At 46.0% G+C, this 22,100-nt stretch carries 20 protein-coding genes and 1 pseudogene; 15 read left to right on the top strand and 6 right to left on the bottom strand.

The genetic code is table 11. The features are described from left to right. The first annotated feature begins 228 nt into the window (after positions 1-228). The 3 genes from def (at position 229) to H6G03_RS14295 (ending at position 2,523) form a co-directional block, all read left to right on the top strand. Positions 229-792, top strand: coding sequence for a peptide deformylase (gene def, locus H6G03_RS14305; protein WP_190465044.1), 564 nt, complete (start codon positions 229-231; stop codon positions 790-792). 14 nt (positions 793-806) lie between these two features. Continuing rightward, positions 807-1,016 carry a hypothetical protein gene (locus tag H6G03_RS14300; protein ID WP_190465043.1) on the top strand — a complete coding sequence of 70 codons (210 nt, stop codon included), beginning with the start codon at positions 807-809 and terminating at the stop codon, positions 1,014-1,016. Positions 1,017-1,152: 136 nt separating this feature from the next. Beyond that, positions 1,153-2,523, top strand: coding sequence for a PrsW family glutamic-type intramembrane protease (locus H6G03_RS14295; protein ID WP_190465042.1), 1,371 nt, complete (start codon positions 1,153-1,155; stop codon positions 2,521-2,523). Positions 2,524-2,532: 9 nt separating this feature from the next. On the opposite strand, the gene H6G03_RS14290 is transcribed toward H6G03_RS14295, so the two are convergent. The 4 genes from H6G03_RS14290 to H6G03_RS14275 form a co-directional block, all read right to left on the bottom strand. Beyond that, positions 2,533-3,162, bottom strand: coding sequence for a hypothetical protein (locus H6G03_RS14290; RefSeq protein WP_190465041.1), 630 nt, complete (start codon positions 3,160-3,162; stop codon positions 2,533-2,535). A gap of 276 nt (positions 3,163-3,438) precedes the next feature. After that, positions 3,439-5,058 (bottom strand): CHAT domain-containing protein, encoded by a 1,620-nt coding sequence (locus tag H6G03_RS14285; protein ID WP_190465040.1) that lies wholly within the window; start codon positions 5,056-5,058, stop codon positions 3,439-3,441. 85 nt (positions 5,059-5,143) lie between these two features. Further along, positions 5,144-7,573, bottom strand: a complete 2,430-nt coding sequence (locus tag H6G03_RS14280; protein ID WP_242056802.1) for a protein phosphatase 2C domain-containing protein — start codon at positions 7,571-7,573, stop codon at positions 5,144-5,146. A gap of 36 nt (positions 7,574-7,609) precedes the next feature. Continuing rightward, on the bottom strand, positions 7,610-7,888 hold the full coding sequence (locus H6G03_RS14275; protein WP_242056803.1) for a DUF6737 family protein: 279 nt from the start codon (positions 7,886-7,888) through the stop codon (positions 7,610-7,612). A gap of 322 nt (positions 7,889-8,210) precedes the next feature. Between H6G03_RS14275 and H6G03_RS14270 the strand changes: the two genes are divergently transcribed. After that, positions 8,211-8,468 carry a hypothetical protein gene (locus tag H6G03_RS14270; protein ID WP_190465039.1) on the top strand — a complete coding sequence of 86 codons (258 nt, stop codon included), beginning with the start codon at positions 8,211-8,213 and terminating at the stop codon, positions 8,466-8,468. A 211-nt stretch (positions 8,469-8,679) separates the two neighbouring features. Here H6G03_RS14270 and ndhM read toward each other — a convergent pair whose 3' ends face one another. Together ndhM and H6G03_RS14260 are read right to left on the bottom strand one after the other, a co-directional pair. Then, positions 8,680-9,027: an NAD(P)H-quinone oxidoreductase subunit M gene (gene ndhM, locus H6G03_RS14265; protein WP_190465038.1), complete on the bottom strand. Its 348-nt coding sequence runs from the start codon at positions 9,025-9,027 to the stop codon at positions 8,680-8,682. A 112-nt stretch (positions 9,028-9,139) separates the two neighbouring features. Next, positions 9,140-9,682 (bottom strand): LeuD/DmdB family oxidoreductase small subunit, encoded by a 543-nt coding sequence (locus H6G03_RS14260; RefSeq protein ID WP_190465037.1) that lies wholly within the window; start codon positions 9,680-9,682, stop codon positions 9,140-9,142. A 1,016-nt stretch (positions 9,683-10,698) separates the two neighbouring features. Between H6G03_RS14260 and hpsJ-B the strand changes: the two genes are divergently transcribed. The 11 genes and pseudogenes from hpsJ-B to H6G03_RS38040 form a co-directional block, all read left to right on the top strand. Next, complete coding sequence (hpsJ-B, locus tag H6G03_RS14255; protein WP_190465036.1) at positions 10,699-11,526, top strand: hormogonium polysaccharide biosynthesis protein HpsJ; 828 nt, start codon at positions 10,699-10,701, stop codon at positions 11,524-11,526. A gap of 103 nt (positions 11,527-11,629) precedes the next feature. Further along, the gene (locus H6G03_RS14250; protein ID WP_190465035.1) at positions 11,630-12,526 is read left to right on the top strand and encodes a glycosyltransferase family 2 protein; all 897 of its coding nucleotides are present in this window, start codon (positions 11,630-11,632) and stop codon (positions 12,524-12,526) included. A 228-nt stretch (positions 12,527-12,754) separates the two neighbouring features. After that, positions 12,755-13,456: a DUF502 domain-containing protein gene (locus H6G03_RS14245; protein ID WP_190465034.1), complete on the top strand. Its 702-nt coding sequence runs from the start codon at positions 12,755-12,757 to the stop codon at positions 13,454-13,456. A 194-nt stretch (positions 13,457-13,650) separates the two neighbouring features. Further along, on the top strand, positions 13,651-14,289 hold the full coding sequence (gene nusB / locus H6G03_RS14240; protein ID WP_190465033.1) for a transcription antitermination factor NusB: 639 nt from the start codon (positions 13,651-13,653) through the stop codon (positions 14,287-14,289). A 71-nt stretch (positions 14,290-14,360) separates the two neighbouring features. Further along, complete coding sequence (ftsY, locus tag H6G03_RS14235; RefSeq protein WP_190465032.1) at positions 14,361-16,040, top strand: signal recognition particle-docking protein FtsY; 1,680 nt, start codon at positions 14,361-14,363, stop codon at positions 16,038-16,040. 719 nt (positions 16,041-16,759) lie between these two features. Next, positions 16,760-18,277, top strand: coding sequence for a PP2C family protein-serine/threonine phosphatase (locus tag H6G03_RS14230; protein WP_190465031.1), 1,518 nt, complete (start codon positions 16,760-16,762; stop codon positions 18,275-18,277). Between the two features lie 89 nt (positions 18,278-18,366). Next, positions 18,367-18,609 carry a hypothetical protein gene (locus H6G03_RS14225; protein WP_190465090.1) on the top strand — a complete coding sequence of 81 codons (243 nt, stop codon included), beginning with the start codon at positions 18,367-18,369 and terminating at the stop codon, positions 18,607-18,609. Positions 18,610-18,722: 113 nt separating this feature from the next. Then, positions 18,723-20,138 (top strand): argininosuccinate lyase, encoded by a 1,416-nt coding sequence (gene argH, locus H6G03_RS14220; protein ID WP_190465030.1) that lies wholly within the window; start codon positions 18,723-18,725, stop codon positions 20,136-20,138. A 186-nt stretch (positions 20,139-20,324) separates the two neighbouring features. Next, the gene (locus H6G03_RS14215) at positions 20,325-20,780 is read left to right on the top strand and encodes an NUDIX domain-containing protein (RefSeq protein WP_190465029.1); all 456 of its coding nucleotides are present in this window, start codon (positions 20,325-20,327) and stop codon (positions 20,778-20,780) included. Positions 20,781-20,982: 202 nt separating this feature from the next. Continuing rightward, entirely contained in the window at positions 20,983-21,801 is an 819-nt protein-coding gene (locus H6G03_RS14210) for an alpha/beta fold hydrolase (protein WP_190465028.1), read from the top strand. Positions 21,802-22,011: 210 nt separating this feature from the next. Further along, positions 22,012-22,100: pseudogene (locus H6G03_RS38040) on the top strand (transposase); the annotation flags it as partial.

Below are 22,100 nucleotides of genomic sequence, written 5' to 3'. Positions count from 1 at the left end.
CTAACGCTCAACACACAAACTAACTTAACCAAACCCTATTGAGCGGAAAAAACTATTTCTCTTTTTAGGGAGCGATCCCTTACAAAAGTTATCACGACACAAGCTCCCAACCAGTATCTCTGGAAAAGCGATGGGTTTATCCCTATAGAGAAAAAATCCCCAACAATAATCTTTGATTTTAGTTGGATCTGTTCAAATTATTGAGTCTTACTCACAAGTTAAGCTTCCATGACCTCTGAGGTTTTAGTCGAAAAGAAAAAGTTGGAAAACCCGCCGCTCGAAATTCGGGTCTTGGGCGATCGCGCCTTGCGTCAACCAGCAAAGCGTATCGCTAAAGTAGACTCAGAAATCCGAGATCTCGTGCGAGAAATGCTACAAACTATGTACAGCGCCGATGGGATCGGTCTGGCTGCACCGCAGGTGGCTGTACAAAAACAACTGATTGTGGTAGACTGCGAGCCAGATAACCCGGCCAATCAGCCTCTGGTTTTAATCAATCCCACGATTAAAGCATTGACCCGCGACTTGTGTGTAGCTCAGGAAGGTTGTTTGAGCATTCCAAAAGTTTACCTGGACGTCAAACGTCCAGAAGCTATTGAAGTTGCTTACAAAGACGAGTACGGTCGCCCTCGAACGCTGAAAGCAACAGGCTTGCTCAGTCGTGCCATTCAGCACGAAATGGATCACCTCAACGGAGTACTCTTTGTAGACCGGGTAGAAAATAGTTTGGCGCTTACTCAAGAGTTAAACAAGTACGGATTCTCGACCCAGGCTGTCAAACCAGTTGGATAATTCGGAAAAAGGCAGTGAGTACACTAACTTCAAAAAGCGCCCTTTTGTTGGGCGCTTCCTGCGTATCAACGATCGCAGCAGTGGGTTCAATATTCGAGCTCTCTTCTGGAGAACCCCAGTTGGGTAGCTTAGCAACAACTATTATTTTGGCAATCAGCCTGCCGCTGGGTGGATTTTTGTTCTATGCTGCCGTTAAAGACGCCAAAGAAAACCAACAGCAGTGAATAGTCAGAAAAATTAAAAATTAAAAGTTAAAAATGAGAAGTTTTTTGCATTTTTAATTTTTAATTAATTCCATAGGGAGTAGATTTGACTGGACATCACTTTATTTGAAAACAAAAAACTACTGACTCTTGGCAAATGAAAAGTGACATTTCTGAGGCATTTCTCCGGCAATTGCCGACTGAGAGTGCAGATGAAGCAGAACGTCGCTACTCGCTTGAGACTGCTGACGAAATTGTGCTTGGGCGAGATTTAAACTGTCAAATTGTGCTGGACTCCAACATATACGGAATGGTTTCCAGGCGTCATGCGTCAGTCAGCCACATAACCAAATTTGCAGGCGCTCCACCCAACTGGCTTGTTTGCGATCTCAAAAGTGCAAATGGCACCTATGTAAATGGCCAACGGCTAGAAGGATGTCGTATTTGTCGAGAAGGCGATCGGATCGTACTGGGGCAAAACGGCCCAGAATTCATCTTTGAAGTCATAAAAACTACCCAGACTGCTGCTAGCACTCCCTCCTCACTAAGAAACGCTCCCAGCCCACAAGTTGAATCTAGTCCTACCATAAGACCTTCTCAAACAGAGTCTGTTAGTTTTACTCAGCTGTTTCCCATTTTTTCAACCGGACGCGAACTGACTCAAAAAGCCTACTTGCTTCCAGGCATCATCACAGTGGGATTTGTAGTCTTGATGTTTGCTGCTGTAGGCAACCCTATGGTATTCAACTTGGTGCTGGCTTCATACTTGGCAGGAGCCGCTTATTACTTCGTTTATCAACTTTGTGGCAAGCATAAACCTTGGTGGATGCTATTAGCTTGTGCCTTGGTTACTGTATTAATTTTACTAAGTCCGCTACTCCCTTTATTTATAGTTATTTTTCGCCAAATTCTGCCAGGAAGTTTACCAACAAATTTCGAGAACTTAACTTTTCCGATTCTACTCATCCGAATGTTTTTCGGAGCCGGCTTGATGGAAGAGTTGCTCAAAGCCTTACCCGTGCTAGGCGCTGATTTGCTGGGACGCCGCTTACCACCTGCTTGGCGCGAAAGAATCGGAGTAGTAGAACCCCTTGATGGGATTTTGCTGGGAACATCTTCTGCTGTTGGCTTTACCCTAATGGAAACTTTAGGGCAGTACGTACCTCAGATTATCCGGGATGCGACATTTCAGGTGGGGGAAGGTGTAGGGGAGTTGGTGGGATTGCAACTGCTGATTCCTCGGATTTTAGGCTCTGTCGCCGGACATATGGCATACAGCGGCTATTTGGGCTATTTCATTGGGCTCAGTAGCCTGAAGCCTCGTCGGCGCTGGCAAATCCTTAGCATAGGCTACCTCAGCGCGGCAGTACTTCACGCTTTATGGAATGCAACTGGTATTATTAGTCCCTTTGTCTTGGCCTTGGTAGGTGTGCTGTCCTATGCTTTTTTGACAGCAGCTATTCTTAAGGCTAGGGCTTTGTCACCAAGGCGAAACGCTGTCCTCACGCCTCGTCGATCGAAAACATAGCTACTACCTTTATGAATCGCCTCTAGATTCCAATTCAGCAAAGGCGTAGCGAGCTATTGCCAAACTTAAGCGTGCCTGTTCCATCTTCGATAATTCAGCAAAAGGAACACCTCTAACAGTTCCCAGCACAGATTCGATCGCTTCCGTTTCTGCTCCCCGCATAGCATAAGCTAAAGGACGAGCCATCACCAATAAGTCTTCTTCTTCCCAGCCTAAAGCCAGTTGCTGCACGCACTTTACCAAACGTTCTGCCAAACATAAATTTGTTGACATCAAATTTTTGGCCTGTTTGGCGATCGTCTCTAGAGTTACCTGCGGGACGCGAGAAGCAAACCTCTGGTACAAAGCCCCTAAAATAGGCAGATCTAAAGCCAACGCTTCCACATTGTCTGGAACCTTTTCCACCCAAAGTCGGTCAAGGTGTGCAAACAAAGTCTGCGATCGAGCCTCTACATCAACCTCCAGCCAATCATCTAAAACGAAAGCCTTTTCTAGTTCGGCAAAATAAGCTTCTGATTCCGGATGAGTGGTATTCCAGCAATAGGTTGTTTCATCTTGCAGAAGTGCCTGCACCAGATCGTGTTCTGCTTGGGCGGTGAAATCGGGAGAATATTCCGAATACCTGGTTTCACTTGCCATAATTCAACTCCTGAATCTTATTTTTTACCAACGCTGTCCGCAGGGTGACTACACCAGCACTTCCACAAGTTCCGCAACCCTTGAGATTCTCTTTCTCTATCAATATCCAAACTCAGAAATAGTGGAATGCCAATTCTCTTCCACCATTTTTTATTACAGATTGGCTTTCCAGTGGCACAGGTGAGGTATTTTAATTTTGTCCCAAGTTCCTACTTATGGGGCAGATTCCCGATTTCCCAGTCAAGTAACAACCGCACGATGGAGACATCAATATCCTCAACCATCGATTACAAATTCCCAAATCTGCCCGTGGGAACTACCAAACTTTAACTGAGATCCAGATTGCAAGGGAGCTTCTTGGTGATGAACTTTTCGCCAACCCCCAGTTCCCAAAATCAGCGTACCGAAGCGAGAAAAATCTCGCAGGAAATATGTCGGTGGGGAGTTACTGTCCAAAGGATCGCCGCGACAAATAATTTCTGCGTGTCTTTGCGAAACCCACTTTTCGCAGATCGTCAAATCGTTATCCTGCTGGCGACGTCCTACTCGCATCAATCCACCACGAATTGGCCAGAATTTATTTGTCGATCCTAAAGGACGCACAAAAGCAGCTCGTTCTCGTCCGATCCAAGTTAAAGAATTTTCCGGTAATTCGGTAATACTTTCAGCCAGAGGTTGTAGCAGTTCGCCATCAAACTCCGGGTGCATATACAGAACAGGTAAAGTCCAAGCTGGTTGATTGAACTTATACAGGGTCAGCAACTGCTGTCTAGCTACGGCCACCGCCCGATCGATCGGCATCCGTTCCGCCAAAGCACGAGCAAAAGCTTTGATAAAGCTAATTGCTTCCTCATCAGCAATAGCATCCCGCATTGCCAAAACCGCTGGTACACCGTGATGCAGCAGCACTTCTGCCAAACTGCTACGGGGAATAGGCTGATGATTGTGTTCTGCCGATCGAGCTCCCCAGCAAGCGTTAAAAACTGCCAGCGTCACCTGGCAACGAGTCAGTACTTGTGCCAATTCTGTACCGTTCATGGTGACACCGGGCCGCAAAAACAGCAAGCCTCCATCAGGTGCAGGTTCACCGTGACCGGCATAAAAGAAAACATTGTAAGCGTTGCTTTCCAGGCGTGCAGTTAGTTCCTCTGGAGTGGGCATAACTAAAGTATCTACCAGGCACGGTACCAGGGTAGCAGTACCGTTAGGACTGACGTTGCCGCTACTTTCAAGAATTTTAGCGAGAGCAAGTGCCTCTTGTTCGAGTTTTAAGTTTCCCAAAGATGAGGGTTGCCTGGGGGCATCTTGTTGACCTAAAACCAGCAGTATGTTTAAGGCTTGCTCTGGTTTAAGGGGAGGTAGAGGAGCAACATCGCTGGTGGTGCGACTGAAAAGCAATTGCTGACTTAAAGAAATTGCCTGTTTTCCGGCCTGGGGCTGCATAATTTCCCAAGGCAGAGTTATTAAGTCTGGGTCGCGAATTTCCAGACGTAGCCGTAAAGGTTGATTTTGTCCAATGGCAATTCCTTGACTGCGATCGAGACTGCTTTGGATCGCCCCTTCAAATAGCCACTGCCAGAGTTGTATTCCTAGCTGCTGCATCAAACGACCGCCGTAGCTAGTTGTGGAACCTAAAGGAGACGACACAACTACCATTGTTGGAGCTAAAGCTACTTGGACTGCTGGAAGCTTTTGAGAACTGGACAAGCTGAGAGGGGAAAACATCTCCTGCCAAGCAAGCCAGGTTTGGGTTAAGCTTTCCGGCCAAATGCAGTCGTGGTGGAGGTATCCACCAGGTAATGGGGCTTTTAAAACCCATATGGCAAAATGCTCTGCCTCAGCAGCTACCAGGCGAGCTACGCTTAAGTTGAGGCAAGGACTCTCAGATGGCGACATTCAGAACCCTTGATACTGGATCTGGACTGGAGCAATTTTTTTCACCAGTTTTCTTTCAGTCTATCTATTCTTCAGACTGAATTTATTAACGATTTGCCCCTGGACTAGCAGAGGCTCCACTACCAGTACATTTTCCCAGCCCAGCAGCTTTTTGAATGGAATTTTGGCTAATGTTCGATTCAAGCTCTACTTGTCGAATCCATCCTTCTTGGGCTGGTATAACTAAATTATAAGTTGCTGGAAGCTTCTGTGAGTTAAGCGTGGCAGGAATTTTGCATACTTTAAGTTTCAGCCAGCTGTCTCCATCTCGAACAGCTTTACTTTTTATTTCGAGGATAGTACCTTCTGGGATTACCCCGATCGCATTTTGTTTTTGAGGCCCTTCATAAAGCAAAAGAGGAGATCTGGGGCTTTGGGAATTGTTAGCGATCGAGACTGCGATCGACAATCCCGGACTCAACGAGAGGGGTGAACGACTGGAAACAGGGCTTTCCTGGGATGAACTGTGTGGCTTGGTTTGACCGATAGAATCCGGATTCGACACAGGCAGATCGCCCCATTTACCCACAGTAAAGTAGACCAGTGCCGTACCCAATCCCAGCAACAAAGCGATTCCACCTAACAGGGGTAACAGACTGGGTTTGGCAAGCCGAGTAGGTAGGAGCTGAGTCTTAAGTGTGGAGGGAGTGCCAAAATCTTGAGTTCGAGCTGAAGCAGAATATGCAACCGATTCGGGGATGACTAAAGTGGGAGCCATACCCGCCGATTTGTCTCTAACCTGGCAATAAACTAAGCCTACAGTAACGTTATCGTGACCGTTTTGGGTGTTGCCTATCTCGATCAGTCTTGCTGCCGCTGTCGCCAGGTTTATTTTGCCTTCTAAAACTGGCACGATTTCTGTATCCCAGTATTGCTCTACGCGATCGCTATCGCTCAAACCATCAGAACACAGCATAAAAATACAGTCTTCATCAATAACAAACCGCTGTACTGTGGGATGCAAGTTGTTTGACGAACTCATACCCAATGCCTGAACCAAAGACCCAGATCCGATCTGTTGCAACGCTTCTCGGTATAAGGTATAGCCCAGCCGCACTTCCCGGCTGGCCACATCATCGTCTACAGTAATTTGATGGCAACTGTGGCGCGTAATCCAGTAGACTCGGCTGTCCCCAATATGAGTAATGTACATCTCGTGGGCTTGAGTCAAAGCCATTACCAGTGTTGTGCCCATACGTTGCCTGTCGTACCGCCCTTCGCTATCGTTGCGTTGACTGATAAGATCGTTGGCATTGCAAATTGCACGTTCTAATTCCGAGCTCAAATCAACCAGATCGTTGGACGGCAATATTTTTAAGCTGCCCAATGAGCCAACGCGATCGTCAACTGCATCATCTGCAAGCTGGTGGTTCTGCCAGCGAGATGCCTCCGCAACGACTGTTTCTATCGCTAAGCTGGAAGCGACATTGCCGCCTTCGTGTCCGCCAATCCCGTCGCAGACAACAGTTAAAGCTTGAGAACCCGCAGGGACTTGGTAGAAATTACCGCTATCCGGGTAGCAGGCATCTTCATTGCGTAGTCTGGTCGGGCCTGTATCTGTGTAGCTGGCAATTTGATAGATGCGTTCTTGGGATTGCCCTACTGTATACAGAGCGCCATCTAACTGAGCTAGTAAATCTTCGGGAAATAGCTGGCCTTTGATCGTACTTTGGCACAATTGAACCAGAAAATCTGCGATCTCTGGCTGTGCCTTTCCCGCCCATTGCAACCACAGCTGACCCAACTCGCTTAAGTTCGGTTCCTCTCGATCCTGGCGTAATTCCAACAAGCGCACGATCGGCCCTTCCACTCGCAGCAGCTTTGGTTTCAGCAAACTAGCCGTGACACCCGCGATGCTAAAAGGTTGCCAAAGTTGGGCAATTTGCCACAGCCAATTGAGCTGCCGGATTGCTGGGGCATTTTCCCAAGCTGTGGCTAATTCTGTCATTAGGTTGGGCTTTAAGCTTTTAGCATCGGTGCAAATCGGAGCTTCTTCGAGCAGCCAAATTACTTCCTTTCGGCTTTTTTTGAGCGGTGGTAAGAGTCCGTAAACTTGGGGAACGTGTAACCGATAGGGGAAAAGATACAAATAGGGTGCGATCGCATCTGTGATATCTTGCGGAAATAAGGGTACTAGCCCTGGTTTGGTGTCCAGCAAAATTCTGTCGCGTTTGAGGACATAACGCTCTGCCAAAAGCTTCCCTGGCTTATAAGCTTCTATCCCAGAACCGACCGCCCACAAATACCGTTTTGGTATGGGGGTACGACATTTCTGGCAAAACTTGTGACTCTCTGGGTTAGGAGCCTGACAGTGCGTATTCGGGCAAGTAATTTGAGCGGCGTCTCCCATGAAGATTTTTTCACTCCAAGGCTTCGGGATTTGGCCGATGATATGCAGGGGTCTGCAAGAGAGCCTACTTGTAGTCAAATTGCCAAATCGGTTGATAATCAACGATTGTAGCGTTTGACTATCCATCTTCTCTAACTATTTAGATATAAGACGTTCTCTCTATTAGCTTTGATTCGATCGCGCAGCTGAGTCCGATCCTGATGGTGGATAATAAGGCTCAGTGGTACTTTGCTTCATCAGTTGAGGCCAAAGGATCAAAAAGAAGCCCATCCAAATTAACACTGGTAGGGACACTACAACTGTCACCCAAACAGTTTTGAATAATAACCAGCTTAAGCCGATCAGCCCGCTCCCGGTGACTGCAATCGACCAAGGCTGACACCACCAAGGTTTGTACCCCCAAGGGTTCAGATCGATTTTCGATTTTGGATCGTCGGACATAAGATGATAACTTGGTTGTAAAACGGATGAAGTATTTGCTAGACAATACCTACAATATCTAATATGCACTAAATTACAGGAGGCAACCTCGGTCAGGTAGGGGTGAACCCCCGCTTGAGCGATCGCGGCGGAACATATAAATTTAGAAATCGTTCCTTAATTACCAATCGTTGCAGAATCTAAATATCTGCTTTCCTAATTCTTTCTTTCAAGAGCAATGTAAATTGGTTAAGCTTTCCGCTCCGATTCTTTAGGCTCTTGATTACCTGTATTTAGGATTGGTTCAAATCGATCTAAACTAATAATTTTTTTGCTGGTTGCTATGCCCACACCTATATTCGACCGTCATCTAGAGAAAACAGTCCCTACTTCAGAATCTTCTGCGCTCGCAGAAATTCATGAAGGTATTACCTACTTAAAAAGATCTCAGACTCTCCTTTATCGAATGCTCAACATTGATACTTGGGCAATTGTATGTACGATGGAGGATTTCGATCCTGGATTTTGGGGTCGGTTCATGGCTAATCGTCAAGCAGCTTTTACAGAATTTTTAGCACAAAAGAAACGTCAGCGTTCCTAAGTTCTTTTTTTGTCAATATTTTTAATATTTTTGCTTTGCGATGCCAGACTAAAAGGCTTTCACAACTTATACTGAGCGAGCATAACCAGCCATTTTCCACTTAGCCATTTGACCAGAATTAACTATGCCCAAAACGGGTTTCTACAGCTTGGTTTGGCGGCATCAATATTTTTAATACCGCCGCCAAAGCCAAGTACAAGTATCTTAGAATCTATTGTTTATCTTGTTCGGCTGCTACTTGAGGTAAACCCATACTGTGGTTAAGAACGCGAGCATTGAGGTTATAACTAATTTCACCCTTTTGCAGGAGAGAACGCACGAAATGTTCTAAATCCGAACCGATGCGACGGATATTGTATTCCGTTAAATTCTCTCCGCTAGATGACTCAACAAGTTCATCAAACTTTCGATAAACTTTTTGCAGAGATTCTTCGTTCCAATTTAGTTCATTGTCTGGATCGACATCCAAAGTTAAAACGCTGTCGCTGGGAACTAACTCATTGTTCTCAACTTCGGCAGTAAAAATGCGGATGTGGCGGGTTGTAGACTTGAGCAACATAGTCGCAGTGTTGTAAAGCTAGTACTGGCCAACCTATTGTAAACCTTTGTTACGGCAATTACGCTTTGAAAATAGACTCATAGAGTCTTTAGGCAGATACCGAACTTGATTTTTAACGAGCAATCATACCTGTCTGACGGGCATAGGCGAAAATTCCCCCTGCTTCAATCACAGGCCCCACTTCTCCAATTGGCTTGAGATCGTAAATTTTCCCATGCGTGTGGTCGATCAGTTGATTTTGCTCAAAGTCGATCGAAACTTCCTGACCGGTTTCCAACACATCACACAAACGCTCGACTGACTCCCAAGGGTAAAGTTCGCCAGTAGCCGAGCAATTGCGGAAAAAGATGCGGGCGTAGGACTGGGCTACAACAGCTTTTACCCCAGCAGCCCCTAGAGCAATGGGCGCGTGTTCTCGCGAGGAGCCGCAGCCGAAGTTTTCTCCCGCTACAATTATGGGATAGGGCGTCTTCATTTCTCCTGGCGCAATAAACTTACCGTAGCGATCGGGTAACCCTGCAAAAGCATAACTGCCGAGCTTTTCGTACTCATCTGGTTTAGAAGGAACCAACGTGAGGTATTCTGCTGGTATAATTTGATCTGTATCAATATTGTCATCAACAACAAAGATGATACCGCGAATTACTTTGCTCATAATAAATTTCCTGTTTACTTTTGCAGCTTTTTACTCGGCTAGGTGTACTTCCAGTACATCTTACATGAAAATGTAACCACCATATATATTAAAGCAATGTGATTTTTCTTCAGGATAGCAAGTCACCGTTCGGCTAAATTATCTAATTTTACATAAAATCTATTTTTTTCGCCTATGTAAAATAAGCCCTTTGTTGCTAAATTTAAGTTTTTGATGTCAAGTATGAGTCAAACTATTTAGAGGAAATGTTAAAATATTAAGTTTTGCAGAAGCAGTTAAAAAAGTCAATTGATTGATAAACTTGTATTCAAGTATGTATTAGTTTAAGGAGAAAAGTTAAATTTTGTAATTTTTTGTTTGAGGATAATCAGGAGCGGGTATATTATGGAATTTTAGCAAAAACAAGACTAGACCTCTGGAAACAGCATAAAACTAGAAAAATGTGAACTATAAGCTCAGGAAACCAAGTAAATTTAAAAGGAGGGGATTTGCCGGGACATAAAATGGTTACTGTGGATAAGGCTGGGTTAAAAGTGGTTTATTAATCGATAAATATAAGGTCTATAAACTCTTTCAAAAGAGCTAATTTTTCCGCTGTCAGACCCAAACTGAAATATCCCCAGCTTCTTTGCAGTCATGCCATCAGGATTGAAATAGAAAAATCTTGTAGATAAATCGAGAAAGACTGGTCACAATACACAAGACAGTACAGTAGCAATTGACTTTTGCGATCGAAAAACTTTTTTAATAACGCTCGCCTTCAATGGTGTGTTGATTTGGATTCTGGCTTTCCCTTTGGAGAATAAGGACAGAGCCATCGAGCCAATATATCTGGCTCCCAACGGACAGCCCCAGCGAAGCTAAAGTCTTTCGATCGAATCCGAAAACAGCAGCCAATCTCAGTCTGGAGAAGCACTTTGGCTTGCAAGCATAGCAAATAAATCTAAAACCCATGACAAACTAGATATAGAAAACCAGTAATTGAACCCAACCATAACCAAGCGAAGAAGAAACTTATGAAAGCGTCTGCAAACCGTATAATTTCATCGCCAGCAGCCCTAATTCTCAAGCTTGTCGGCACAATCTTGATTTTGTCTTTTGTGATTGACACGGTAACCCTGCCTCTGACTATCCCGTCCTTTCACCTGCAAGAGGAAGCTTGGCAAATAAACCTGACAACCCAGCTTGTCGAGCGAGGATTTATCCCTATGCTGGGGATAGCTTTGCTATTTGCTGGCTCTTGGATGGACGATCAACTAGACCCGCAGGGAAGCGGTCAACCCTGGCAATTAGTGAAAGTAGGGGCGCTCGTGCTTTCCGGTATTTTAGGCTTAGCATTCCTGGTTATTACTTTTGTTCACGTAAACAATGTCAGTAAGGCTAGCAATGAGGCGATCCAGAGAATTGAGCAGCAGGCAACTCAAGCAGAAAGCCAGCTTAACAGTGAAGGTTTTAGAGCCCAAATCGAACAGCGCCGAGGCCAAATTAAAACCCAAATCAGCGACTTGCTCAAAGACGAACAGAGACTGGGCCAAGCACTCCAAAGCCAGCAAGTGTCAAACGAACTCAAAACAATATTGCAGCAGTCTAAAGACAATCCGCAAGTAGTGGATGAATACTTGGATCGGCAAGCCAAACAGTTCAGCAATCAAACGCTAACCCAAGTAAGAGAACGCAAGCAACAATTGGAAAAACAAGCCAAGCGGGCAGCTTTGAAGTCTCAAGTGCAAATAGGAGTGAGCAGCGTGTTCCTCTCCATTGGCTACCTGATCATTACCGGAACGGGATTGGGCGGTTTGTTGTCTTCTCCCCAAATAGGGTCTCGCAAAACACCTAAGCGTTAGTAAGCTTTGCTTAGGTGATGACGCTATTCCGATCGTCAGGAGAAACTGGGAATTTGTATGTGTCCAATCAAAGCCGGATCTTTTTGTAAATCGTAAGTTTTTCATGTTCTCGATTTATATTCTCACCTACAACGAAGAAATCGATATCGCCGCTTGCATCGAATCGGCTATGCTGTCAGACGATGTGATAGTGGTGGACTCCATCAGCAGCGATCGCACTGTCGAAATTGCCAGCCGCTATCCAGTGCGGATAGTGCAGCACGCCTTTGAAAGTCACGGACGCCAGCGGACTTGGATGTTACAATCCGTTCCTGCTAAGCACGAATGGGTCTACATTCTCGAAGCTGATGAGCGTATGACACCAGAGCTATTCCAAGAATGCCTCAAAGCAACCGAAAGTCAGGAGTATATCGGCTACTATGCAGCCGAGCGAGTTATGTTTCTGGGGAGGTGGATTCGGCGCAGTACCCAATACCCCCGATACCAAATGCGCTTATTTCGGAAGGACAAAGTTTGGTTTACCGATTACGGTCACACAGAGCGAGAAGTTTGTGATGGTAAAACAAGCTTTTTGAAAGAAACTTATCCCCACTACACCAATAGCAAAGGATTAGCTCGCTGGATCGAGAAGCACAATCGCTACTCCACTGATGAAGCTAGAGAAACCCTACGCCAATTAGAGAAAGGTAGCGTCAATTGGCGAGATTTGTTTTTTGGCTTCTCGGAAGTGGAAAGACGGCGAGCGCTCAAAGATTTGTCCCTGCGTCTACCCTTCCGACCGTTGCTGCGCTTTTTTTATATGTATTTTCTATTGGGGGGTTTTCTCGACGGGCACGCGGGATTTGCTTGGTGTACTCTGCAAGCTTTCTACGAATACCTGATTTTGCTCAAAGTCTGGGAGATGAAACATATGCCTGCTGTCTATGCAGACCCAGTAGGAACACTTTCTAGCGATCGCGAAGAAAACGTCGATTCTGCCAAAATTAGTCCTTCTATTTAGGCAAAAAAGTATGCAGAAAAATGTTAATTCTGATACCATCATCTCCAGCCCCTTTAAGCTGTAAGTTGCGTTTTTATCGCATAGCACTCCTATACGGTAAGATAACCCCCAGCGCAGGCCCACTCGGCCTAACGCGGAATATATCGTACTGTAAGGTAGGGTAAGGGAGAAGGGTCGCTTTATGGGCTCTATAATTTTCCCAGCTGGTTAAAAGAGAGTGGGCTATCTGTGATCGAACGCTTAAAGCAGGACTTAAAAAATGACCTGATCGCAGGTCTTTTGGTAGTAATTCCCCTAGCTACCACAATTTGGCTGACGATTACAGTTGCGAGTTGGGTAGTCAATTTTCTCACCCGCATTCCCAAGCAACTCAATCCTTTTGACGATCTCCATCCCATTTTGGTCAACTTGTTCAATCTAGCTGTGGGACTGATGGTACCCTTTTTATCTATTCTGCTGATTGGCTTGATGGCCCGCAATATTGTCGGACGATGGTTGCTGGATGTGGGTGAGAGACTTCTGCAAGCAATTCCGTTAGCCGGATCGGTTTACAAAACGCTCAAACAACTTCTGGAAACTCTCCTGAAGGATTCTAACGGGAAGTTTCGCCGAGTAATTTTGGTAGAATACCCACGCCGGGGTATATGGGCTCTCGCCTTTGTCACTGGAACCCTAAACAGCGATATGCAGGCTCACCTATCCAGAACGACGATGTTGAGCATTTTTATACCTACAACCCCCAATCCGACTACGGGTTGGTATGCGATCGTTTCAGAAGATGAAGTCATAGACCTAGCCATATCTGTGGAAGATGCCTTCAAAGTTGTTGTCTCTGGTGGTATTGTAAGCCCCAGCCCCTTAACTCCTATGTCATCTCTATCCGCCTTGAAAGAACGGAAGCTGGAACAGCCTATCCTGGAGGAAAGATGAAGCGATCGCAGCATAATGTCAAAGTTTAAGAGTCCAGTTTGGTAAACAGTCATCGTTCATTGGCGATCGCACGAGCGAGAGTGGGAAGGTTTGAGAGTTGCAACTTTTAAAGGTTCCAACTCTCCAGCCATATCTAAATGTTTTTCTGCCATTACATAACCTGTTACCGATTACACACAGTTACCAATTACCCCATGCAATCCCGTCGAATTGCTCGCGAACTGGCGCTTCTGAGCCTATCCCAGATCCCGACAAATCCAGAAAAATTGTCGGAACAGCAGATCGCAGATTTGATAGTTGCGGCTATCCGCACTTTGAGTGCAGAAGTTAAAGATGCTTTGGAAACTGCATCTGCGGAAATCCAACGCTCTAGCGATCGCCTTTTGGGTAGCGAAACTCGCGCCATCGATATCCAAAGCGCCAGAGCTATGCTAAGAGAAGCGATAGAACTTACTCAAACCGCAATCAACCGTGTCGGTGGGGCAGTGGAGTTACCAGAATTTGTCCAGCTATCCAATCAAAAAGATGTGCGCGACTACGCCAAGCAAATTATCGGTACAGTTAACGCCGAAAGAGAACGGGTTGACGAAATACTCACACAAGCACTCGCGGAACTGCGTCCCGGTCAAGAGAGAACTTGGCAACTAAGTCGTCTCGCTAAAATCGATCGCGATATCCTGCGAATTGCAGTCAGCGAAATCAAATATTTAGGGATTCCCGAACCGGTGGCAATTAATGAGGCAGTGGAGCTTGCCAAACGCTACAGTGGTGAAGAAGGACATCGTTTTATTAATGGCGTTTTGCGTCGAGTGAGCGATAAAGTCAAAACATAATGTCCCTAAATTAGAAACTCTAGATAAAAAGCAGCCGTTCCGCAGTTCTGCCAAATATTGAAGTAGGTGCTATGGTTTTTAATTGGTTCCGTCGCCAGCATAACGAGTCTCAAGAACAAGCTCAGGATAAATCGGCTTCACCGACACAGGTTGAACCTCAAACAGAATCACCTGTATCTGAGAGCGGAGAAGTTTCATCTCAGGAGCAAGTTGCTGACGACTATCTAGCTTGGGCAAAAGCTGCTTACAAGAATATCCAAGCCAAGCAACGACCGCAAACAACGACAACTCCCTCAGAAACGGAATCACCTACCCAAGCCGAAGCAGAACCTCAGCTGGTAACAGAAGCGGTAGCACCTTCATCTGAGTCGCAGGCAATACCGATACAAACAGAAACTCCGCAGACAGAAAGTGATGCAGAAGTTGCTGTAGAAGCTGCCGAACAAGCATTGGAGGAGCTTGAAACAGCAGTAGCAGCAGAATCGGCCATTCCCGAAATTGTCGCTGCCGAAGTAGAAAAAGTAACTTCGATAGCAGAAAATGTTCCAGATTTGTCGGTGACAGCTGAAACTGCCGAGAATCGGGAAGGTGTCGCTCAGGAAGCAGTACCTTTCTGGGCGCGGGACGATCGGCAAGCGCGGCTACAACGACTGATGGAAACAGCTATTCAAGAGCCAGAACCGGAAGTCCGCCCAGTTAGTGCGACAACTGAGCCTGCTGCGATCGCAGAATTTGCGGATGTCGTTTTCGATGATGGTTTCCTGTGGTCGGCAGAAGTATTGGCAGCCCAAGGGCGTCGCCCGGAAGATGTTTCTATTGAAGAAATCACCTGGCTCAAAAAGCTGCGCCAAGGCTTAGACAAAACTAGACGCAATCTCATCAATCAGCTGAAAGCGATCGTCGGTCAAGGGCCGCTCAATCAAGATGCGGTGATGGAAATTGAGGCGTTGCTGCTACAAGCTGATGTGGGAGTAGAGGCGACAGATTATATCATAAAAGCGCTGCAAAGTAAACTCCGAGAACAAGCTCTGCCACCGGAACAGGCGATTTCCTACCTCAAAAAAATCCTGCGGGATATGCTGGAGCAACCGTTTGTCGAATCTTACAAACGCACCTTTGCACCGGAAAAAGACACATTCAATATCTGGGTAATGACAGGGGTAAATGGAGCCGGAAAAACGACAACTATTGGCAAAATTGCTCATCTAGCAGTAAAATCCGGCTACAAATGCTTGATTGCGGCAGCAGATACGTTTCGAGCCGCAGCAGTGGAACAGGTAAAAATTTGGGGTCAGCGCAGCGGCGTTGAAGCGATCGCCAATCCAGGCGAAAATACAGACCCGGCTGCTGTAGTGTTTGATGCGATCGCCGCAGCCAAAGCGCGAGGGTCGGAACTGTTAATTGTGGATACTGCTGGACGTCTTCAGAACAAGAAAAACTTGATGGACGAACTGAGCAAGATTCGTCGCATCATTGACAAAAAAGCCCCCGATGCTAAGGTTGAAGCTCTTTTGGTTCTAGATGCCACTCTGGGGCAAAACGGTCTGCGTCAAGCCCAAGTCTTCTCTGAAGCGGTAAAATTAAGCGGTGTCGTCCTAACTAAACTTGATGGAACTGCCAAGGGTGGCATTGCCCTAGCAGTCGTGCAGCAATTAGGTTTGCCTATCCGCTTTATTGGTGCTGGAGAAGGGATCGAAGACTTACGCCCCTTCTCCAGCTACGAGTTTGTGGAAGCTTTGCTAAGTGGCTAATAGCACAAAGAGCGTCGGCACTCGGTTATAATCAGAAACCTCGGTGCTTTATTTGTTGATATCTTTTATAGCAACCGAATCGGCGGTTAAGGCATTCTGATTCCACCAAACCCTTGATTATAAAGACTTTTTCCCCGACGCCCGACGCCCGACGCCCTAGCTATATTACCGTCCAAAAAAGTTTTTTGTTAAGAATAGTAAATTAAAATACTTAATTAATCTAAAGACTATTGGCAGTAGAGCCGATTGACGATATCATTTCTGCTCTAATACCTGTAGAGGCAACCAAAGACATTTGACACAAAAGCCTAAGAGCAAAAGCGCAAGGCTTGCTTTGCGTGCGGTTTTTAGCATTAGCTAGGTGTTGGGTTCGACCACGATCGAACGATCGGTCATGGGACAGTGGTAAAAATCTAGTTTTTCCTCCAAAAGGTAGAACTAATTTTCTCCCATACAGTCAGCGACTGGTAGAGATCGATACTGTTAGGGTTGAGGAATTAGCTAGAATTTATTCCACAAGTAGGCAACATTTTTCTGCCCAGCCTCAGCTAGAATGTTGACCGCTACAACTTTTTTCTGTCTTACAGGGATAAGCTATTGCTGCTCTTGCTTTCAGAGCTTTTGGCATTTCGATCGCATAATTCTGCTAGGCTAACTAACGCCTATTATTTAAATCCTATTAATTCTATGCTTGTTAATTACTCTTAACCGCCAAACCAATGACTGCTGTGCCCCTGCCAAAACCATCTTCTCAATCACCCGACGACCATAGCGACGCCTCTAGTGAAGTCACGCCAGTCTTTGCCCTCAAAGAACTGGTGGCGCGTTTGCACCGGGAACAACATAAAATCCAAGATTTGTTAAGTTCGTTAGGGTTTGCTCTGCGAAGTTTTAACAATTTGAATCAATTTTTGGAGTTGATTCCGCTGATGGCAACGCGAGTGACGGACGCTGATGGTAGCGCTCTGGTGCTGGTGAAACCAAACGGTCAGGTGCGGTTAGAACAGCTACATTGTCAGGATAGTCTTCAGGGTGCGGAAATCCGGAAGGCGATCGAGGCAGCAACTAATAAGCTCAGAAATGCACAGCCCAAAACTTCCCAATCATCATCCGCGCTGGCGCAGATTGACTTTAGCGACGCATCCGGTCACGAGAGAGGACTGACGCTTCTGGACGAACACGTTACCCGCTATTTGGGGCCAGATATACATTTGTTTGGTACGGCAATTTTAGTCAAGCAAGCTGAAAGGGGGCGTCTGTACGTTTTCAGTCGCGATCCCGAATATACTTGGACGGAAACCCGACAAAAGTTAGTTCGTTTAGTAGCAGATCAAACAGCAGTGGCGATCGCTAACGATGAACTGACGGTAGAATTACGCAAGAAAGAACGGCTCGATCGAGAACTGGAAATAGGTGCCGAGATCCAACAAAGATTGCTTCCCCGTCAATGTCCGACAATTCCAGGGATTGAATTAGCAGCTCGCTGTCAACCTGCCAACCGGGTCGGCGGAGACTACTACGATTTTATCGCTACTGAAACCAGCACCAATAATCACGAACAGTCTGTTTTGAGTTCGGAATTCAAACCTGACCCTTTAATTTCAAACTCACAACTCACAACTCACTATTCTCAAAAGGGACGTTTGGGTATAGTCATAGGGGATGTTATGGGCAAAGGAGTCCCGGCAGGTTTGTTGATGACCATGACGCGGGGAATGCTAAGGGCAGAAGTGCTGAACGGTCACTCGCCATCTCGCATTTTGCAACATCTCAACCAGGTTATGTATGCCGATCTAGAAAATTCCCATCGGTTCGTGACCCTATTTTATTCAGAGTACAATCTGCAAAGTCGTATCCTGTCTTACAGCAATGCCGCTCACAATCCGCCATTGTTGTGGCAGGCATCCACCCGATCGGTCATGCGTTTGGATACTTTGGGTATGCTAATCGGTTTGGATAGCAATTCCCAGTACGAGGAGGCTCAGGTGCAGTTGGCTCCGGGCGATACGCTAATCTATTACACTGATGGTTTTACAGAAGCGGCTAACCCCAGCGGAGACCGATTTGATGAGGAAAACCTCATCCTTGCTTTTGAGCGAGCCTGTCAGCATTGCCAAGGTTCTCAAGCAATTCTGGATTACCTTTTCGATCGAGTGCAACAATTTATTGGCCCCGGAAATCGTAATGGGGATGATATGACTCTGGTGGTAATGCAGATTGCACATAATCATATTTAGGTATATTTGTGTTTGTGCCATAATCTCTGACTTAGAAACTTGGCTAAAGCTAACCATCTATAATCAATTTGCAAGAGGAGACAAAGGCTATGGTTGTTAACGCCATCCAAATAATGACAGGTTCCTGGGCTACGCTGGTTCATTCAAGCGATTCTCTAGCAGTTTTATTCTCTAAGCTACCTATGTGGTCATTTGTGCTAGCTCAACAAGTTAGCGATCCAAACCTTATAGGACAGGCACAAAAAGCTTGGAGCTATTTTATTCAATCAGGTCAAATTTGGGCGTTGATCGTAGGAGCGATCGTAGGCTACTTTATCCGAGGTATGGTATAGATTCTTGTATCGATTAGCTGTAGCTATAGTTAAAGCCAAAAGTAAAAATTTTTGGTCTCGATTCCCTTTGATTTTTAAATTTTTAAGCCGACTGCTGTCAAAAAGAGGATAACTTGGATACCGAACTAACTCAACAACCAACTGGCGGTACTGCATCCAAAACTTGGAGTCAGAGATTTGAATCCGCACTGCATCCGGCGATCGCACGCTTTAATGCCAGTATACTTTTTGACATTGAACTGATTGAGTACGATATCACCGGGTCGCAAGCTCATGCCAAAATGCTGGCGCACACAGGCATTATTTCACCAGCAGAAGGAGAGCAGTTAATTACAGGGTTGGAGCAAATTCGCCAAGAATACCGCCAAGGGCAATTTCATCCCGGCATAGACGCTGAGGATGTCCATTTTGCGGTCGAGCGTCGCCTGACGGAAATTGTCGGCGATGTGGGTAAAAAGTTACACACAGCAAGATCGCGTAACGACCAGGTGGGTACGGACACGCGCCTTTATCTGCGCGATCGCATCGACCAAATTCGCAGCCAATTGCGGGAATTTCAGGGTGTTCTGCTCAACCTCGCCGAGCGCAATGTCGAAACTTTGATACCGGGCTACACCCACCTGCAACGGGCACAGCCGGTGAGTTTGGCTCATCATCTGTTAGCTTATTTTGAAATGCTAGAGCGGGATTGGCAGCGATTGGGAGAAATACAAAAGCGCACGAATATTTCCCCTCTGGGTAGTGGCGCACTAGCGGGTACTACCTTCCCGATCGACCGACATTTTACCGCTAAAGAGTTGCATTTTGACGACGTTTATGGTAATAGCTTGGACGGGGTGAGCGATCGCGACTTTGCGATCGAGTTCCTCTGTGCTGCCAGCTTAATTATGGTTCACCTCAGCCGTATGAGCGAGGAAATCATTCTTTGGGCATCTCAGGAATTCAGTTTTGTAAAGCTCAAAGATAGCTGCGCTACCGGTTCGAGCATCATGCCCCAAAAGAAAAATCCCGACGTGCCAGAACTGGTGCGGGGAAAAACCGGGCGCGTTTTCGGCCACTTGCAAGCGCTGCTAGTGCTGATGAAAGGTCTGCCTCTGGCTTATAACAAAGACTTGCAAGAAGATAAAGAAGCCCTCTTCGACAGCGTGAAGACAGTTATAGCTTGTTTGGAAGCGATGACAATCCTGATGCGGGAAGGACTGGAATTTAATCAAAATCGTCTTGGCGAAGCAGTTGCAGAAGATTTTTCTAACGCCACAGATGTGGCTGATTACCTGGCAGCACGGGGCGTCCCTTTCCGAGAAGCATACAATTTGGTGGGTAAAGTTGTAAAAACGTCCCTTGCTGCTGGTAAACTCCTAAAAGATCTCAGCATGGCAGAGTGGAAAGAGCTGCACCCAGCTTTTGAAGCTGATATTTACGATGCGATCGCTCCACAGCGAGTCGTAGCCGCTCGTAACAGTTATGGTGGCACAGGTTTTGACCAAGTGAGGCAGGCAATTCAAAGAGCCAAATCTCGCATAGCTTAACCTAAGACGTTATAACTTTCTCCTCGCTTGCTGTGACAGCCTACTCTTAAAGTAAAAAGTCAGAAGCTAAAATAAGTCTTCTTTTAACTTTTGACTTTTTCAGTAGTGGCAGGTTAAAGTTAGTTCCTGTTTTCCCCCTCTTTCCCTCTTCCTCTAGCCCCTATTCCCTAACCCCTAGCCCCTTTTATGCTTCGCTCTTGGCAGTTTGTTCAAACTGTACTCGGTATTTTATTTCGCCATCCCGTCACAGGCACGACAATTATCCCTGTTTTGCCAGATGGAAAAATTGTGCTGATTCGCCGTCGCGATACCGGGCAGTGGGGCTTACCGGGTGGGATAGTTAACTGGGGGGAAGATGTTCCCACTACAGTAGAACGGGAATTGGAAGAGGAAACAGGACTGAAACTGGTGAAGATTTGTCGATTGGTAGGCGTTTATTCAGCACCCGATCGCGATCCTAGAGTTCATTCAATTTCGATAGTGGTGGAAGTAGAAGCGCAGGGAACGATGCAAGCTCAGGATACGCTAGAAGTCAGTGAAGTTCGGGCTTTCGATCTTTCATCGTTGCCGAAAGGTCAGCTCAGTCACGATCACGATCGCCAGTTGCAAGACTATCTCGATGGCTCGATCACCCTCGCTTGATCTGGTATGAGCCCCGATCGTTTTGAAGATAGAATAGCGAAATTAAGCTCTTTTGCCAACAATCCCCCATCCCCCTCAGTTTGAGCTATTTTCAGAGCGATCGGCCATTGAAAACAAACTCAAACCTTAAGATTCTATAAAGGCGATCTTAGCCCTAAAATAAGCAAGGCAAATACCAATTTCTAACCCGGTCGCGATCGGCATGAATCCACTTTTACGGAATTCCCGGCTGAAGCTGTCTCAAGGGATAATTTTTTGGCGAGAAGTTGGGAAAGGGCCAACTTTGGTGTTTTTACACGGTTCTTGGAGTGATGGTGATGAGTGGCTACCCTTAATGGAGCGTTTGGGCGGGGAATACCATTGCTTAGCACCAGATTTACTGGGTTTTGGCGAATCAGAGCAACCCGATGTCCACTACTCGATCGCATTACAGGTGGAGTATTTGGCTGAGTACTTAGACGCTTTGAACTTACGACAAGTTTATTTAGTCGGTCACTCCCTTGGCGGTTGGATTGCGGCCAGCTATGCTTTGAAATATCCAGACCGAGTTACCGGAATGGTACTGTTAGCACCAGAGGGAGTAAAACCAGAAGGTGCGAGCAGAAACTGGTGGTGGGCGCGGGCATTGATAGAACGGCCTAAATTAGCAGATTGGCTGTTGAGATCGCTCCAAAAGCTCCTCAAACTAAAAGTAATCGGTCGCCTGGGAAAAATTCGCCTTTTCCTGAAGCAGCTGCAACAAATGCTGGAAACACCCGCTGCTTGTCAGCTACTATTCCAACGTCGTCGTGCAGAAATTCAAGCCGAATTATTACAAGACCAATTGCCCGATCTCAAAATCCCTGTTTCGATCTTAGAAAACGAACAAGATACTCCTACTGCCAAAGCGCTTTGTCAAATTTACGCTGAACTGATTCCAAAAGCTCAGCTCAAAACTCTCTCTTCTCTTGAAGATGATGTACCCGAAAAATTACCCGACCAAGTGGCTGAGCAAATTCGTAAGTTAGTCCTCAGTCATTAGTCTTGGTCAATTATGGCGATGAATGGATTAATTCATCGCTTTCCCAGTCTCTATTTCCCACAGTTGACCGAAAAGCGAGACGCAAGCCCCTGGCTTTAGACATGGGGATAAGTCGATAAGCGACTTTAGTCGCCGTCTCGATTTCCGTTTAGACTCGAATTGCGTTAAACTAATTGACGTAGAGGTTTTCCAAGTTAAATGATAGTTTGAGAATTTAAAGCTCAAGGGAAAACAACTCAATACCAAGCCATTGATGAAGCAATTAGGACTGCTCAATTTGTGCGAAATAAATGTCTCCG

It is taken from the genome of Aerosakkonema funiforme FACHB-1375 (genome assembly GCF_014696265.1).
Lineage (GTDB): Bacteria > Cyanobacteriota > Cyanobacteriia > Cyanobacteriales > Aerosakkonemataceae > Aerosakkonema > Aerosakkonema funiforme_A.
Note: the sequence above shows the minus strand (reverse complement) of the source record. Positions and strands in the feature narration are given on the sequence as shown.

Bases quoted from the DNA above. Each gene is read 5' to 3' on its own strand.
- def (WP_190465044.1), top strand. From the start codon at position 229: ATGACCTCTGAGGTTTTAGTCGAAAAGAAAAAGTTGGAAAACCCGCCG.
- H6G03_RS14295 (WP_190465042.1), top strand. From the start codon at position 1,153: ATGAAAAGTGACATTTCTGAGGCATTTCTCCGGCAATTGCCGACTGAG.
- H6G03_RS14290 (WP_190465041.1), bottom strand. From the start codon at position 3,162: ATGGCAAGTGAAACCAGGTATTCGGAATATTCTCCCGATTTCACCGCC.
- H6G03_RS14285 (WP_190465040.1), bottom strand. From the start codon at position 5,058: ATGTCGCCATCTGAGAGTCCTTGCCTCAACTTAAGCGTAGCTCGCCTG.
- H6G03_RS14280 (WP_242056802.1), bottom strand. From the start codon at position 7,573: ATGGATAGTCAAACGCTACAATCGTTGATTATCAACCGATTTGGCAAT.
- H6G03_RS14275 (WP_242056803.1), bottom strand. From the start codon at position 7,888: ATGTCCGACGATCCAAAATCGAAAATCGATCTGAACCCTTGGGGGTAC.
- H6G03_RS14270 (WP_190465039.1), top strand. From the start codon at position 8,211: ATGCCCACACCTATATTCGACCGTCATCTAGAGAAAACAGTCCCTACT.
- ndhM (WP_190465038.1), bottom strand. From the start codon at position 9,027: ATGTTGCTCAAGTCTACAACCCGCCACATCCGCATTTTTACTGCCGAA.
- H6G03_RS14260 (WP_190465037.1), bottom strand. From the start codon at position 9,682: ATGAGCAAAGTAATTCGCGGTATCATCTTTGTTGTTGATGACAATATT.
- hpsJ-B (WP_190465036.1), top strand. From the start codon at position 10,699: ATGAAAGCGTCTGCAAACCGTATAATTTCATCGCCAGCAGCCCTAATT.
- H6G03_RS14250 (WP_190465035.1), top strand. From the start codon at position 11,630: ATGTTCTCGATTTATATTCTCACCTACAACGAAGAAATCGATATCGCC.
- nusB (WP_190465033.1), top strand. From the start codon at position 13,651: ATGCAATCCCGTCGAATTGCTCGCGAACTGGCGCTTCTGAGCCTATCC.
- ftsY (WP_190465032.1), top strand. From the start codon at position 14,361: ATGGTTTTTAATTGGTTCCGTCGCCAGCATAACGAGTCTCAAGAACAA.
- H6G03_RS14230 (WP_190465031.1), top strand. From the start codon at position 16,760: ATGACTGCTGTGCCCCTGCCAAAACCATCTTCTCAATCACCCGACGAC.
- H6G03_RS14225 (WP_190465090.1), top strand. From the start codon at position 18,367: ATGGTTGTTAACGCCATCCAAATAATGACAGGTTCCTGGGCTACGCTG.
- H6G03_RS14215 (WP_190465029.1), top strand. From the start codon at position 20,325: ATGCTTCGCTCTTGGCAGTTTGTTCAAACTGTACTCGGTATTTTATTT.
- H6G03_RS14210 (WP_190465028.1), top strand. From the start codon at position 20,983: ATGAATCCACTTTTACGGAATTCCCGGCTGAAGCTGTCTCAAGGGATA.